This window comes from Lyngbya sp. CCAP 1446/10, assembly GCF_026130175.1.
In the GTDB taxonomy this organism is placed as follows: Bacteria; Cyanobacteriota; Cyanobacteriia; order Cyanobacteriales; family Microcoleaceae; genus Microcoleus.
Genome location: NZ_JAIGNI010000039.1, coordinates 42,599 through 55,666, shown reverse-complemented (window position 1 = coordinate 55,666; position 13,068 = coordinate 42,599). Strand labels below are relative to the sequence as shown.

At 43.8% G+C, this 13,068-nt stretch carries 17 protein-coding genes and 1 pseudogene; 6 read left to right on the top strand and 12 right to left on the bottom strand.

Annotation, left to right across the window (positions count from 1 at the left end; all coding sequences use genetic code 11):
* The first annotated feature begins 404 nt into the window (after positions 1 to 404).
* Positions 405 to 1,436: a sulfate/molybdate ABC transporter ATP-binding protein gene (locus K4039_RS17290; RefSeq protein ID WP_265236880.1), complete on the top strand. Its 1,032-nt coding sequence runs from the start codon at positions 405 to 407 to the stop codon at positions 1,434 to 1,436.
* A gap of 30 nt (positions 1,437 to 1,466) precedes the next feature.
* The gene (gene cysK, locus K4039_RS17285; RefSeq protein WP_265236879.1) at positions 1,467 to 2,447 is read left to right on the top strand and encodes a cysteine synthase A; all 981 of its coding nucleotides are present in this window, start codon (positions 1,467 to 1,469) and stop codon (positions 2,445 to 2,447) included.
* Between the two features lie 329 nt (positions 2,448 to 2,776).
* Here cysK and K4039_RS17280 read toward each other — a convergent pair whose 3' ends face one another.
* Entirely contained in the window at positions 2,777 to 3,982 is a 1,206-nt protein-coding gene (locus K4039_RS17280) for an EAL domain-containing response regulator (RefSeq protein WP_265236877.1), read from the bottom strand.
* 462 nt (positions 3,983 to 4,444) lie between these two features.
* Here K4039_RS17280 and K4039_RS17275 point away from each other — a divergent pair, with 462 nt between their 5' ends.
* Positions 4,445 to 4,960: a heme-binding protein gene (locus tag K4039_RS17275; RefSeq protein WP_265236875.1), complete on the top strand. Its 516-nt coding sequence runs from the start codon at positions 4,445 to 4,447 to the stop codon at positions 4,958 to 4,960.
* On the opposite strand, the gene K4039_RS17270 is transcribed toward K4039_RS17275, so the two are convergent.
* The 5 genes and pseudogenes from K4039_RS17270 to K4039_RS17250 all read right to left on the bottom strand — a co-directional run bounded on the left by K4039_RS17270 (position 4,947) and on the right by K4039_RS17250 (position 9,356).
* Positions 4,947 to 5,363, bottom strand: a complete 417-nt coding sequence (locus tag K4039_RS17270; protein ID WP_265236873.1) for a secondary thiamine-phosphate synthase enzyme YjbQ — start codon at positions 5,361 to 5,363, stop codon at positions 4,947 to 4,949. The two genes, K4039_RS17275 and K4039_RS17270, sit on opposite strands and share 14 nt — an antisense overlap.
* Before the next feature lie 155 nt (positions 5,364 to 5,518).
* A complete protein-coding gene (locus tag K4039_RS17265; protein WP_265236884.1) occupies positions 5,519 to 6,628 on the bottom strand; it encodes a glycosyl transferase in 1,110 nt (369 codons plus the stop codon).
* A gap of 177 nt (positions 6,629 to 6,805) precedes the next feature.
* Positions 6,806 to 7,269, bottom strand: a pseudogene (locus K4039_RS17260) (CheB methylesterase domain-containing protein).
* Positions 7,270 to 7,805: 536 nt separating this feature from the next.
* Positions 7,806 to 9,191 carry an AAA family ATPase gene (locus K4039_RS17255; RefSeq protein WP_265236871.1) on the bottom strand — a complete coding sequence of 462 codons (1,386 nt, stop codon included), beginning with the start codon at positions 9,189 to 9,191 and terminating at the stop codon, positions 7,806 to 7,808.
* Between the two features lie 24 nt (positions 9,192 to 9,215).
* Positions 9,216 to 9,356: a hypothetical protein gene (locus K4039_RS17250; protein ID WP_265236869.1), complete on the bottom strand. Its 141-nt coding sequence runs from the start codon at positions 9,354 to 9,356 to the stop codon at positions 9,216 to 9,218.
* Between the two features lie 75 nt (positions 9,357 to 9,431).
* On the opposite strand from K4039_RS17250, the gene K4039_RS17245 reads away from it, so the two are divergent.
* Positions 9,432 to 10,322: a GTPase gene (locus K4039_RS17245; protein WP_265236867.1), complete on the top strand. Its 891-nt coding sequence runs from the start codon at positions 9,432 to 9,434 to the stop codon at positions 10,320 to 10,322.
* A gap of 104 nt (positions 10,323 to 10,426) precedes the next feature.
* Here K4039_RS17245 and K4039_RS17240 read toward each other — a convergent pair whose 3' ends face one another.
* Together K4039_RS17240 and K4039_RS17235 are read right to left on the bottom strand one after the other, a co-directional pair.
* Positions 10,427 to 10,870, bottom strand: coding sequence for a PIN domain-containing protein (locus K4039_RS17240; protein WP_265236865.1), 444 nt, complete (start codon positions 10,868 to 10,870; stop codon positions 10,427 to 10,429).
* Complete coding sequence (locus K4039_RS17235) at positions 10,858 to 11,073, bottom strand: hypothetical protein (protein ID WP_265236863.1); 216 nt, start codon at positions 11,071 to 11,073, stop codon at positions 10,858 to 10,860. Before K4039_RS17235 ends, K4039_RS17240 begins: the two co-directional genes overlap by 13 nt.
* A gap of 20 nt (positions 11,074 to 11,093) precedes the next feature.
* On the opposite strand from K4039_RS17235, the gene K4039_RS17230 reads away from it, so the two are divergent.
* A complete protein-coding gene (locus tag K4039_RS17230; RefSeq protein ID WP_265236861.1) occupies positions 11,094 to 11,216 on the top strand; it encodes a hypothetical protein in 123 nt (40 codons plus the stop codon).
* Between the two features lie 79 nt (positions 11,217 to 11,295).
* Positions 11,296 to 11,871: a Uma2 family endonuclease gene (locus K4039_RS17225; protein ID WP_265236859.1), complete on the top strand. Its 576-nt coding sequence runs from the start codon at positions 11,296 to 11,298 to the stop codon at positions 11,869 to 11,871.
* A gap of 33 nt (positions 11,872 to 11,904) precedes the next feature.
* Here K4039_RS17225 and K4039_RS17220 read toward each other — a convergent pair whose 3' ends face one another.
* From K4039_RS17220 to K4039_RS17205, 4 genes are all read right to left on the bottom strand, one after another.
* On the bottom strand, positions 11,905 to 12,201 hold the full coding sequence (locus tag K4039_RS17220; protein ID WP_265236857.1) for a type II toxin-antitoxin system RelE/ParE family toxin: 297 nt from the start codon (positions 12,199 to 12,201) through the stop codon (positions 11,905 to 11,907).
* A complete protein-coding gene (locus K4039_RS17215; RefSeq protein ID WP_265236855.1) occupies positions 12,176 to 12,406 on the bottom strand; it encodes a hypothetical protein in 231 nt (76 codons plus the stop codon). Before K4039_RS17215 ends, K4039_RS17220 begins: the two co-directional genes overlap by 26 nt.
* Positions 12,407 to 12,516: 110 nt before the next feature.
* Positions 12,517 to 12,777 (bottom strand): type II toxin-antitoxin system RelE/ParE family toxin, encoded by a 261-nt coding sequence (locus K4039_RS17210; RefSeq protein WP_265236853.1) that lies wholly within the window; start codon positions 12,775 to 12,777, stop codon positions 12,517 to 12,519.
* Complete coding sequence (locus K4039_RS17205) at positions 12,777 to 12,992, bottom strand: hypothetical protein (RefSeq protein ID WP_265236850.1); 216 nt, start codon at positions 12,990 to 12,992, stop codon at positions 12,777 to 12,779. Before K4039_RS17205 ends, K4039_RS17210 begins: the two co-directional genes overlap by 1 nt.
* Positions 12,993 to 13,068: the final 76 nt, after the last annotated feature.

The window sequence follows — 13,068 nt, the reverse complement described above, 5'->3', positions numbered from 1 at the left end:
TATGATCCTGGCGATGGTTGTTCGATCGCCGATCGATATTTACAAGCGTTCACAGAAGTTGATATCTGTTTACCACAAAACTTACCCACTTAGCCGATCGACCCAGTTTCTGCCTAAATTTCTCGTTACCACGCCCCCTATTTTGCCCGCAACCCGCGCTCCTGAGAGTTTCTGAGCGTCAATCCGGGCGATCGGCTCAAAAACCTCCCCAGCCGCGACGCACCCTTTATTCCCGTAAAATACGCCATACTACTTAACTTTTATCAAATAACCGCAGTTAATTTTATCTCAAAAATTAACAAAAAATTATTTGCTGCAAAACCCCTAAATTATTGTATACTCCTGTAAATCGATCAGGTATTCGGAGTTAACATCCTCAACTTCTAAAATAGGTACACAAAATCATGAGCATTACAGTTCAGAACGTATCAAAACACTTTGGCTCCTTTCACGCCATTGACAACGTGAATTTGGAAATCAAAAGCGGCTCTCTAGTCGCGCTGTTGGGGCCTTCCGGTTCCGGGAAATCGACTCTGCTGAGGATGATTGCGGGACTCGAACCGCCCGACAGCGGTCACATTTACCTGATCGGCGAGGATGCTACTCAGCAGTCGGTGCAGGAACGGCATATCGGTTTTGTGTTTCAGCACTATGCTTTGTTCAAACACATGACTATTCGGAAAAATATTGCTTTTGCGATGGAAATTCGCAAAGCTCCTAAAGACTCAATTAGCAAACGGGTTGATGAACTGTTGGATTTAGTGCAGTTGAAAGGTTTGGGCGATCGCTATCCTTCGCAACTTTCCGGCGGCCAGCGTCAGCGGGTTGCTTTAGCAAGGGCTCTGGCAGTCCAACCGAAAGTGCTGCTGCTAGATGAACCTTTTGGAGCATTAGATGCTAAAGTTCGCAAAGAATTGCGATCGTGGCTGCACAACCTTCACAAAGAAGTTAATATCACTACAGTTTTTGTGACTCACGACCAAGAAGAAGCGATGGAAGTTGCCGATGAAATTGTGGTGATGAACAAAGGTAGAGTCGAACAAGTCGGCACTCCGGCAGAAATTTACGACAAACCAGCAACAGCATTTGTGATGAGTTTTATTGGGCCGGTCAATGTGCTGCCGAATACTGCGGGTTTGTTCGCGAGCAACGGTACAACGGCTAAAAATAATGGAGCTGCTCATTCTGAAGTAGTGTTTTTGCGCCCCCACGACGTGGAAATTAAAACTAAGCCGGAGTCAGGTTTTGCATTAGCAAAAGTCAGCCGCATCATTCATTTAGGGCGAGAAATTCAAACCGAGTTATTGTTAGAATCGGGTCAGACGGTGACTGCTTACGTCAGTCGCGATCGTTTTGACAATCTACAGCTAAAGCGAGAGCAGGAGGTTTACGTCAAGCCCAAACACGCGATGACTTTCCCTGCTTATTCAATTTAAATCAGCATTTAAACGGAGAAAAATTAAACCATGAAAATTGCTAGAGATGTTACGGAAATAATTGGTAGAACTCCTTTGGTTCAACTCAATAAAATTCCTCAATCTGAGGGAGTGGTTGCTACAATTTTAGTGAAATTGGAAGGGATGAATCCGGCGGCTTCGGTGAAAGATCGGATTGCGGCGAGCATGATTCAGGAGGCAGAAGATGCGGGGTTAATTCAACCGGGAAAAACTATTTTAGTTGAACCGACTTCGGGAAATACTGGAATTGCTTTGGCAATGATTGCGGCGGCGAAGGGCTACAGTTTGATTTTAACTATGCCGGATACGATGAGTTTAGAACGCCGATTGATGCTGAAAGCTTACGGTGCTGAGTTGGAGTTGACGCCTGGACATGAAGGGATGTTAAGTGCGATCGCCCGTGCCCAAGAAATTGCCGAAGAAACCCCCGATGCTTTCATGCTGCAACAGTTCGAGAACCCCGCTAATCCCAAAATTCACCGGGAAACCACAGCGGAGGAAATTTGGGCCGATACTGACGGTAAAGTAGATTTTTTAGTGGCTGGAGTTGGCACCGGCGGCACAATTACGGGAATTGCTGAGGCAATTAAACAGCGGAAACCGAGTTTTAGGGCGATCGCAGTTGAACCCGCCAGCAGCCCGGTGCTTTCTGGAGGTAGGTCTGGCGCTCACAAAATTCAAGGGATTGGTGCAGGATTTATCCCGGAAGTGCTGCGAGTGGAGTTAATTGATGAGGTGATTGGAGTTAGCGACGAAGATGCGATCGGCTACAGCCGCCGCCTAGCCAGAGAAGAAGGATTGTTGTCAGGAATTTCTGCCGGTGCAGCATTGTTTGGTGCAATTCAAGTTGGCAAGCGTCCCGAAAATGCTGGGAAATTGATAGTTTTTGTGCAGCCTTCTTTTGGCGAACGCTACCTCAGTACAGTTTTGTTCAAAGACTTGGAATTACCGGCGATCGACCAACTCGAAGCATTAGTTACAAATTATTAATCCGTTGTAGGGGCAGTCCCAATACGGTTCACTTAAGACAGATATCCCTGGCACACCCCGAACCAAGGGGGGGACAAGAAAGCTCTTAAAGTCCCCCTTGCTTTTGGGGGATGCGAGGGGGATATCCGGGGAATAAAAATTGTTAAGTGAACTGTATTGGGATATAATAGCTAAAAACACTATTATTAGAGTTAATTGAACAGCTATGTAAACATCCTTATTTTTTTTATTGCTTGATTTTAGTGAGTCAACTTTACTGCTGGAGTATAAAACCATATTCCACCCCGCTCGCACTTGATTGTCGGACAAATATTGCCTTCACCCATCCTCTATTTGCCGGCCTCCAGCAACTTTTCAAAATCCGCAGCAGGCACAGGAGGACTGAACAAATATCCTTGCATCGCATCACATTCGTAGCGCCAAAGAAAATCTTTTTCTGCTTCAGTTTCAACTCCTTCGGCAATTACCTCAAGACAGAGACTGTGCGCCATTTCAATAATAGCTTTGACAATCGCTGCATTTGTCGAACCGTCGGTAATGTTGCTGATAAAACAGCGATCGATCTTTAAAACATCAAAGGGATATTGCGTCAGATAGCTTAAAGAAGAATAGCCCGTGCCGAAATCGTCAATAGAGATAGAAACTCCCAAATCTTTCAATTGTTGCAAAGTCGCGATCGCACTTTCGGCATCCTCCACCATCAAACTTTCGGTTAGCTCTAATTCCAAACTGCTCGGTGCCAAACCAATATCTGCTAAAATTTCAGCAACTCTGCTGCTGAGTTCCGGTTGGTGAAATTGGCGAGGCGACAGATTCACCGCTACCTGCTGCAAGGAAAAACCCGCATTTTGCCAAACCTGTATTTGTCTGCAAGCTGTCTGCAAAACCCACTCGCCCAATTGTATAATGAAGCCAGTTTCTTCGGCATCTGGAATAAATTCGGCGGGCGAAATCAGCCCTTTTTCTGGATGCAGCCAGCGCACCAAAGCTTCTGCACTCATGATTTTTCCAGTCTGGACATTGACCTGCGGCTGATAGTAAACTTGGAATTCTTCTCGTTCCAGAGCATCGCACAAACTTGTTTTGATCTGATCTAATTTATCGGCGGCTTCTTGCAGCAATTCGTTGCTTTGCGATCGAAAATTATGCTGCTGTTCGACAAAAGCGGCTTGTTTTTTCAAGCGGCTGGATATCGCGCCCACAAGCTCAGCTTTAGTAAAAGGTTTAGTTAGGTAATCATCTGCTCCCAATTCCATGCCTTGCCGCACTTCAGAGCGATCGGCTTTACCGGTCAGAAAAACAAAAGGTACTGTAGCAGTAACAGGATGCGATCGCAAGGCCACCAGCACCCCGTACCCGTCAAGTTCCGGCATCATCACATCGCAAAGAATCACGTCGGGAAGACTTGACACCGCGGCGTTTAAACCCAGCGCCCCATTTTCTGCACCCGTCACGTCGAAACCTTCGGCTTTGAGGAGTTTGAGAATATTCTCCCGAATTACTCGATCGTCTTCAATCACTAGAATCTTTTTCATGTGTCATTCCCTGAAAGCGATATAATTGAACGGCGTTGCTGAGCGCGATCGCCGTGGCTATAACTGAAAATGCACAGCTCGATCGATCGGCACAGCCGAATATTTTCCGACATAAATAGCAGACACCCCTAAAAAACGCTAATTTTTTAAGGACAACTAGATTGATGTTTCTCTGCTTACTTAGCGCCGTCCGTATTATTACGAGGTTAAGTCAGAAATCTCTCAACTAATTCTAGGCGATCGCCAGTTAGCAGCGCCCTGAATAACTGCTAAAATGGTTGTGCCACTAGAGCGATCGGCTGCAAACAATCTCAGCCTATTTATAGCAGTTGCCCAAACAAACGCAACGGCAAGTAACTAGCAAACCCTTGCAGAGTAAGTATTGCCTCATTATTTAGTTTCAAATCTAAAATCTCAAACTTGTACTGAGCAAAGCCTAAGTATCTAAAATCTAAAATCTAAATGACATTACCTAGTGGATTCCCTGAGCCGGCACAGATTGGCGTCATAGAAGTTAAGCAATATCCTCAGTACCGCGCTGTCACCTACACCCACGCAGGCGATTTGCGACAAGCTACAGGAATCGCCTTCAATCCCTTATTTGAACACATCAGCAACAATCAAATTGCGATGACAACGCCAGTAGAAGCGCGCTACACAGAAACTTCCGAGCAAATCGATAAAGTTCCGGTTGCAGAAGTTTCCTTCCTGTATCCCGCACCAAACATCGCCCCCAGCAGCGTTAACTCTGCTGTGGAAGTCACGGATACTTCACCGATGACAGTTGTCAGTATTGGCGCGCGCGGGGCCTACACTTGGGAAAGTTACGAAAATAACCTCCAGAAACTCAAAGATTGGCTTCAAGAACATCCCGAATACGAAATAGTCGGGCCGCCGCGCCGCTTTTTTTACAATTCCCCGATGACGGCTGAAGCCACTAAAATCAGCGAGGTGCAAATTCCGATCAAACGCCGCTGACGTGAACGACTAATTCGCGAATGTGGCCGCGCTGGCGGTGTTCCCAGAGATAAATTCCTTGCCAAGTTCCTAACAATAATCTACCGCGCGCGATCGGGATTTGTTCGGAAGTATGAGTTAGCGCAGTGCGAATGTGCGCCGGCATATCGTCTGGGCCTTCCGCATCGTGAATGTAACTCGCGCCCTCCGGTACAAGTTTAGCCAAAAAGTTAGCCAAATCCTTAAGTACATCCGGGTCAGCATTTTCTTGAATCACCAAGCTAGCAGAAGTATGGCGCAAAAACAAGCTACAAAGTCCTGTTTCAATACCCGAATTCGCCACCGCATCTTCTATCTTAGGAGTGATGTTGCACAGAGACTTCCCTGTAGTTTGAATTCTGAGTATTTGTTGGTGATGAAGCATTCGATTTTAGATTTTAGATTTTAGACAAAATTAGACTTGCATTGCATTCAATCGCTTTCCGCTCAGGAAAATATCTGCGTTAATCTGCGTTAATCTGCGGTGGAATCAATCAAAGATTTATCCATTGGGATTTGAGATCATAAATCAGCATCATCCTAATCCCGATCTTTAAAATAGTCTACAACAGCTTGGGCGATCGCCTCAGTACCATTTTTATCCAACTTATCCGACAAACGCGGCGGATGCAGCGGCTGTCGCAAAAACTCCCAATCCCCCTCAAAAAACTCCGCCGCCGTCACCACTTGATGTTCCGCATAATTTTTCAGCCACTCCAACAACACCTCAGCTTCCGCAAAACCTTCTCTCATAATAGAAACAACAGGTATTTCCAAGCGCAAAGCTTCCGAAAAAGTGCTGTATCCCGGTTTAGAAACCAAGCGCCCGCAGACAGGCATCAGATCCACCGGGCGCGGTAAAATTGGGAAAGATTCTGCAAACTCCTGATTTTTTACTCTAATCAAATTCGGCAAATCGGGAGCTCCCCCATCAAAAGTGATAAATTGCCAATCGCTAAATAACTGTAAATTTTGATAAGGAATTGCTTCTAAACCCAAGCCGCCAAAAGTCAGCAATACAGTTTTTTCCAGCGGTGATTTAATGCCGAATACTTCCCGAATTTCATCGTTACTGTAGCGAGGATTGCCGCCTGTCAAGCCGACATCTTGAATATTCGGGAAAGCTGGCATCGGTTCGTGCAAAGGCAGGCGAAAAAGCCGATCGCACTTTCCGAAACATTCGCCAATCCAATCTGCCATTTCTACAAACTCTCCGCCCCAATCTCGATAGATAAAATCCCAGCCAAAATTGCTCATCATCCAGCAAGGAACCCCAGCAGATGCCGCCATTCGCGCAGCCAAAGGAGGAATATCTGCCAACACCAAACCCACCCGATTTTGCTTGATAAAATTAACTTCGCCCGCAATTATCGAATTTTGGTTGTTCCGAATTTCCCGCAACTTTTCCAGTGTCGCTTCTTTGTCCATATGCAAACTATCAGCTTGCACGACTCCCACATCAAAAGCGCGGGGACGAAGGATAAAGTCGCCAGTAATGTAAGATTCTAGCAGCCAGCGAGGTGCTGTTGTGGTGATAATTAGTAAAATATCTGGATTTAATTCTTGAATTTTTGCAGCTACAGAGGAAGTTCGGACAGCGTGGCCGAATCCGTGATTGGTGATGGCAATATATAATGTTGGTCGAGACATTGTTAATAGGGAATTGGGAATGGGGAATGGGGCATTGGGCATTGGGCATTGGGCATTGGGCATTGGGCATTGGGCGAAGCGAAGCGGAGGGATTGGGCATTGGGCATTCATTGCTGGTTGTTTGTTATCAGTTATTGGTAGACTAATAACTAATAACTAATAACTAATAACTAATGACTAATGACTAATAACTCGATCGATAATTTCGGCTGCTATGTCTTGTAAGGATACCACTCGATCGGCAAAACCAGAATTAACCACACTTCCCGGCATCCCCCAGACAACGCTGCTAGCCTCATCTTGAACAATAATCTTACCCCCAGCCTCCCGAATATTTTGACAACCGTGCAGCCCGTCTGCCGCATTCCAGTCAACACCACACCCAAAACCCCAGCACCATAAATCTTAGCAGTCGATCGAAACAACACATCAACCCCCTGGCGACAAGAGTTTTCCCGCGCCTCTTGATGCGTGCAAATTCGCACTTCAAAACCCTGTTTTTCCAGTACCATAGGGTAATCTCCCGGCGCAATCCCAACCACTCCCGCTTCCAGAATACCTCCCGTCACAGCTTCCTCCACTCTAATCTTGCACTTTTCGGTCAGGCGATCGGTCAAACGCTTCGTAAAAACTGGCGGCATATGCTGCACAATTACGATTGGTAAAGAGAAATTAGCCAGCAAATCCTGCAAAATACAGCGTATTCCAGGTTTATGAGGTACAGTAGCAGCACTTTTTCAAAAAGTTTTTGAAGTGTTTTATATTGACAAAATCAATGGAACCTGCGCCAGCCATGCCAATCAAAAAAAAATGATTTGAACCCATACAAATCAGAGTGATCGAGTACACAATTGAAAACTTAAACGACCAAATAGCAGAAATTAGATATCGTTTGATTACAAGTTTATTGGATAGTGAACAATTGCCAGCCAACTTACTAGCTGCCGAATATCATCAACGGTAAGTAAACCGTATTGGGCTATAAACTAGAAATACAAAAGATTTCAAACTTAAGTTTACACCAATGGACACTGCCGTTTCCCTAAGCTGTTGAGCATTTAAATTGCATATTCGGGACGGGCAAGATGCCCATCCCACAAGCATTTTATTGATTTTTGACACACAATTTAAATGTAGAACAGCTTACGAAGCTCGCGTTTATCAACCTAATTTGACATCAATTAGAAACATACCGACTTTGCACGTAGTGTCTCAACACGGGATTCAAACTAAACAAAGTTATCTTTTCCTCTTCCACTGCATCCAATAAAAACCGACTTCTGAGCGATCGCACTGCATTGACTAACTCAGCCGGCGACAACGCTATTTTATTGAAAAAATACGACACAGCAACGGGTTCAGCTAGATTAGCAAAGTGAGTCACCACAGCCAACTCCGGCTGAGTCAAGCGCTGAAATTGTTGAGATAACTGAGATTGCAGCCCTTCATCTAAAATCGGCATCTCGCACTGCAAAAACTCAGAAACTCTCCCCCCAAACAATTCTTGAATCAGCGTTGCAGTCAACTCCAACCACAGGGGATTTCCTTGATAAATATCAATCAATGTTTCCCATGTTTCCCGATCGGATAACTTTTGTGAGTTCAAAATTTCTTTAGCTGCTATTCCTAAACTTCCCAATTCAAAGGAGCGAACGGGATGATATTCTTTTTCTAATCGGACAATTTCTCTAGGTTTTTCGGAACTATTTAACATCAAACAACTCTGATGACAAACTTCGGCAATTAGTTTAAATAATAACTGATAATCTTCACAGTCAGATTTGTATTCTCCTGGGGGTTGTCCGCTGCAAAAAAGCATTTGCACGTCATCGAGGACTATCAGACACCTATAGTTGCGTAGGTGGTTGAGGAGTTGGGAAATTTTGGTGTCTGTGTTTTGGGGAGTTTCTGTTGGTTGGGGAAAGATTTGCAGCAGGTTGGTGAGGGTTGCGTCTAGGGTTGGGGAAAAGCGGAGGCTGCGATAGATGATGTAATCGAAGCCGGTTTTGATTTGGTTGATGAGGCCGAGGGAGAGGGTTGTTTTGCCGATTCCGCTGATTCCGAGGAGTGCGATGAGGCGTGTGCGTTGCTGTGTTATCCAGTTTTCGAGGGTGGAAAGTTGATGGGTGCGATCGAAAAAGGTGAAGATTTCGGGTGCGTCACCTAAGTCGATGTGGGGTTGAGTTGGGGTTTGTTGGGGGTTTTGGGGAGGTGTGGGACTTCTCGCTTTTTCTTGACAAATATTGACGTTATTAATCGCTACATAATCTCTACCTACTCTACCGATAGCTGATGAAAAGTTATCAAATTTCGCTTTTTCTAAAATCGATCGAAAATTTCTTTTAGTAATCTCTTTTCCGAATCCCTCTGAAAGTATTTGCCATAATTCCGAACCGATATCCCTAGTATGACCTTCACTGGAATGAGTCGCGTCAGCAATTTGTGGGTATGTTCGACCTTGGAATGTCCCTTCGAGGATAGCCTTTTGCAGATAGTCTATATGTTCTCCCGTCTTGGCGAAGATTAGTTCGTCTGCGAGTTTCAAGACTTCGGCGATGTCCATAGGTCAGTCGTGTGCTGGGATTTGTCATATTATATCCGACATTTCCGACATTTCCGACATTTCCGACATAATTCCGACATAATTCCGACATAATTCCGACATTTGCGATCGGGTTGTCGGGGAAAGTCCCGACATTTCTGACTGATCGGGCTTATATTTAGTCATACAATATACTTTAATGACTGTAGTTACTCTACAGGAAAACAATTCTTAACTTTATTATTAAATTCAATAAGTATCATGACTGACGAAATCGGCAGAAATTTTGTTCAAGCTATTGAAAGAATGCTGGCTAATAATACAAAAAAACGGCTGGTATTCTTTGTAGTAGGTCGCACAGGATGGGGGAAATCTAGCACTGTCAACTCATTGGTAGGTAAAGAAGTATCTAAAGTTAATGATTATGAGTCAGAAACAGCAGATGTTGTTGGATTTAATTTTGAAATAAATGAAATTAAAGCTACTGTTTTTGACACTCCTGGTCTATGTGATGGAAGTGGAAACGAGCAAGCTTATATAAACCTCATCCGTTCTAAAGTTCCATATCCTGACTCTATGTTATATGTTAGCAGGCTTGATGAAACGAGACCGGAAAACGATAGGCGATCGATTAAGATTATTTCAGAGGCTTTGGGACCTATAGTTTGGCAATATGCTGTGATTGTTTTTACTTTTGCCAATAACGTTAAAGCCTCGGAATATCAAACAAAATTGACCAAAAAAACACAAATTATCCGAAAATTAATAGCAGAGGAGATAAATAATGGTAAGATGTCATACCGGATTCCAGTAGTTGCAATAGATAATACAAGTAAAACCACACCTGACGGGAAGCAATGGCTGGGAAATCTTTTTACAGCCATCGTAGATCGAGTATCTAGAGAAGCTACTATTGCGCTCCTAGGTATGTTAACTAAAAGTATAAAAAATCGAGCTATTCTTAATAAAAAACAAAAAGCAATTATTAGGAGAAAATTTGTAGATGCAGTTCTTCAGTCAGGAGGATCGGCTATGGGAATTGGAGTTGCTGTAGCCGGCTTTCTAAATGTTCCATTAACCATAGGTTTTTCTGCCGGTGGAATAGCAGGAATTCTCATCGCAATGTGGTTGTCTAAGTATGATGATGAGTAAATAAATCGCCCTTATATCCCAAAGTGCGATCGCCCTTATCTTTCCAAAGTGCGCCCTTTTCTTCCCAAAGCGCGATCGCCCTTTTCTACTCCAACAATCATCCCTCAACTTCTCAAATTCTCCAACACTAACACTTGTAACCCCGGCAAAAATGGCAATCGCGCGTCATTTGTCAAGAAAAACGAAGCACCCTCATGGATCGCTGTAGCCATTTGAATAGCGTCTGGCGATCGCAAATTGTAAGTAGCTCGAAGTTGTGCCGCTATTTCAGCAATATCTGGAGTCACTTCAACAACAGTCAAACTTTCTTGATTAAGCAGGACTTCACGATATTCTTGAGCCAGGATTGTGTTTCTCTGTCGCAGCGGATAGACTAGAACTTCTACGAGTGTTACTGTTGATGTCACTATTCTAAACTCACCGCGATCGAAGGCTCTAAAGAAAAACCTCATCATTTCCAAATAGGTAGGATTTTGCTCAATGAAGTAAATCAGCGGCGCAGTATCCAATCCAACAACTTGTCCTTGTAGCTGAGCTATCCATTCCATGAATCTCGTTCCTGATTCACATATTCTTGAGCATCAATCCCATTCCAAATTTCCTTACCCAAACCTTCCAATTCTAAAATACTGCGCTTGGGTGATAGAATCATTCGTTGACGAATATGTGCAAACAATTCAGAGATGAGTCGCAGTTGCTCATCTGGTGCAAGTTTTAGAACCTGAGTCAGTACCGTGCTGTAAGTAGACATAGACTCTGCATTAAGATTTTTTGGCTGATTGTTATTATAGCAATTTAGGAGCTAGGGAAGCGCGATCGCCCGTTTCTTCCCAAAGTACGCCCTTTTCTTCCCAAAGTGCGATCGGCCCAAACCGCTCGCTCTATTTTGATTAGATAGAAAATCGCCCTCAAGACTTACTTGATATGCTACCATCCTTAATAAAGGTCGTTTAGCCCGCTATAAAATACCGCTATGAGTACCCTCACCCTCAACCTCAACCCTATCGTTAAGCTGACAGACGAACAGTTTTTTCAACTTTGTCAGGAAAATGAGAATATTAGACTGGAACGAACAGCGAAAGGAGAATTAATTATCATGTCACCAGCAGGAGGAGAGACTAGCAACAGCAATGCAGGATTAACTGCACAGGTTTGGATTTGGAACGAGCAAAATAAACTGGGTAAAGTGTTTGATTCATCGGGTGGTTTTAAACTTCCTAATGGTGCAAATAGAGCGCCTGACGCTGCATGGGTAACATTAGAACGCTGGAATGCTCTGACTTCCGAACAAAAAAAGAAATTTCCCCCCATTTGTCCTGATTTTGTAGTCGAGTTAATGTCTCCGAGCGATAGCTTGAAAGAAACTCAGGATAAGATGAAAGAGTACCGAGACAATGGTGCGCGTTTGGGTTGGTTAATTAACCGCAAGTCTCGACAAGTTGAAATTTATCGTCAGGGCGCAGAAGTTGAAGTGCTGTCGTCGCCTGCTACTTTATCAGGTGAAGATGTTCTTCCCGGATTTGTGCTGAGTCTTGAGTCGATTTGGTAAAGTGCGAGATCCCTGATCTTCCCAAAGTGCCCCCTAATACACTTCACGACGATGAGCGATAATAGTCACAACCACCCGTTTTTGCTCCTCATCAATGTCATAAACAACCCGATAATCTCCAACGCGATAGCGATAATATCCAGCTAATTCGCCTTTGAGTTGCTTAATATTTGGATGACTGCGAGGGTCAGTTTTCAACATTTCAAAACATCGATCTAGCTTGCGTTGTAAAGAAGCTGATGCTTCTTCAAAAAACTCCTGAGCATCAAAGCTAAGAACCACTGAATAAAAATTCAGATTTTCATCAATATTTTCGTTTGAGTTGCTCAACGGTCGTCACCTTACCTGCTGCTACATCTCTTCTGGCTTTATTAAAAGCTTCCACAAAACCTGGAATTTTCAATAATTCCACCGTAGCTTCATTGCTTTCACGTTCTGCTAAATAAGCTAAAAAATCAGCCACAACGAGCAGCCGTTCAGGAGATAAGCGATCTATCGATTGCTTAAGCTTCTGGCGAAGTTCTTGAGTTTTCATAGTTCATAGCTATTGAAAATTATTAGAGCTACCTGCCTGATTATACCAGATAGTCAGAAATTTCGCTCGTGCGATCGCCCGTTTCTTCCCAAAGTGCGATCGCCCTTAACTTAATCATAAATTTCTCTCCGGTGTCCAATCTGGTGAACACTAATAACCCTTAACTCCTCATTAAAAGTATAAATTACGCGATAATCACCCACTCTTAACTTAAAGAAACCTGCCAGATTAGCGGACAAAGGCATAGGAGTAATTTGTTCAAAATTTTCAGCCAACCAATTGATTTTATTACCTATACGTTCCCGCACCGCCGGAGTCAATCTTTCTTGGTTAACCTGAGCTTCTGCTGTCAAATCAACCGAATAGCTCATTACGATTTCATGCCAAGTTTTTGATAAACTTCCCCAGGTTCGATGCTACTTTCTCCGGCTTGTTTTACCTTGATTGAATCCAACAATTTCAGCTTGACTTCTTCCTTAACTTTTAAACCAGAATCAGGATCGCCAAAATATTCTTCTAAACACTGTTCAACGGTATGCCGAATTAAGTCCCGCAGTTGCTCAACTGTCATGTCTTTGACTTGCATCTTAATCTCCTAGTATCTGGGAGTTTTAATAAATTATACCGGGCTTGAGTGAATCTTGCTCAGGCGATCGCCCTTT

Coding starts and splice junctions, on each gene's coding strand:
- K4039_RS17265 (WP_265236884.1), bottom strand. CDS start 6,628: ATGTCTCGACCAACATTATATATTGCCATCACCAATCACGGATTCGGC.
- K4039_RS17235 (WP_265236863.1), bottom strand. CDS start 11,073: ATGTCTACTTACAGCACGGTACTGACTCAGGTTCTAAAACTTGCACCA.
- K4039_RS17275 (WP_265236875.1), top strand. CDS start 4,445: ATGACATTACCTAGTGGATTCCCTGAGCCGGCACAGATTGGCGTCATA.
- K4039_RS17255 (WP_265236871.1), bottom strand. CDS start 9,191: ATGGACATCGCCGAAGTCTTGAAACTCGCAGACGAACTAATCTTCGCC.
- cysK (WP_265236879.1), top strand. CDS start 1,467: ATGAAAATTGCTAGAGATGTTACGGAAATAATTGGTAGAACTCCTTTG.
- K4039_RS17250 (WP_265236869.1), bottom strand. CDS start 9,356: ATGACTAAATATAAGCCCGATCAGTCAGAAATGTCGGGACTTTCCCCG.
- K4039_RS17205 (WP_265236850.1), bottom strand. CDS start 12,992: ATGCAAGTCAAAGACATGACAGTTGAGCAACTGCGGGACTTAATTCGG.
- K4039_RS17270 (WP_265236873.1), bottom strand. CDS start 5,363: ATGCTTCATCACCAACAAATACTCAGAATTCAAACTACAGGGAAGTCT.
- K4039_RS17240 (WP_265236865.1), bottom strand. CDS start 10,870: ATGGAATGGATAGCTCAGCTACAAGGACAAGTTGTTGGATTGGATACT.
- K4039_RS17280 (WP_265236877.1), bottom strand. CDS start 3,982: ATGAAAAAGATTCTAGTGATTGAAGACGATCGAGTAATTCGGGAGAAT.
- K4039_RS17225 (WP_265236859.1), top strand. CDS start 11,296: ATGAGTACCCTCACCCTCAACCTCAACCCTATCGTTAAGCTGACAGAC.
- K4039_RS17210 (WP_265236853.1), bottom strand. CDS start 12,777: ATGAGCTATTCGGTTGATTTGACAGCAGAAGCTCAGGTTAACCAAGAA.
- K4039_RS17215 (WP_265236855.1), bottom strand. CDS start 12,406: ATGAAAACTCAAGAACTTCGCCAGAAGCTTAAGCAATCGATAGATCGC.
- K4039_RS17290 (WP_265236880.1), top strand. CDS start 405: ATGAGCATTACAGTTCAGAACGTATCAAAACACTTTGGCTCCTTTCAC.
- K4039_RS17245 (WP_265236867.1), top strand. CDS start 9,432: ATGACTGACGAAATCGGCAGAAATTTTGTTCAAGCTATTGAAAGAATG.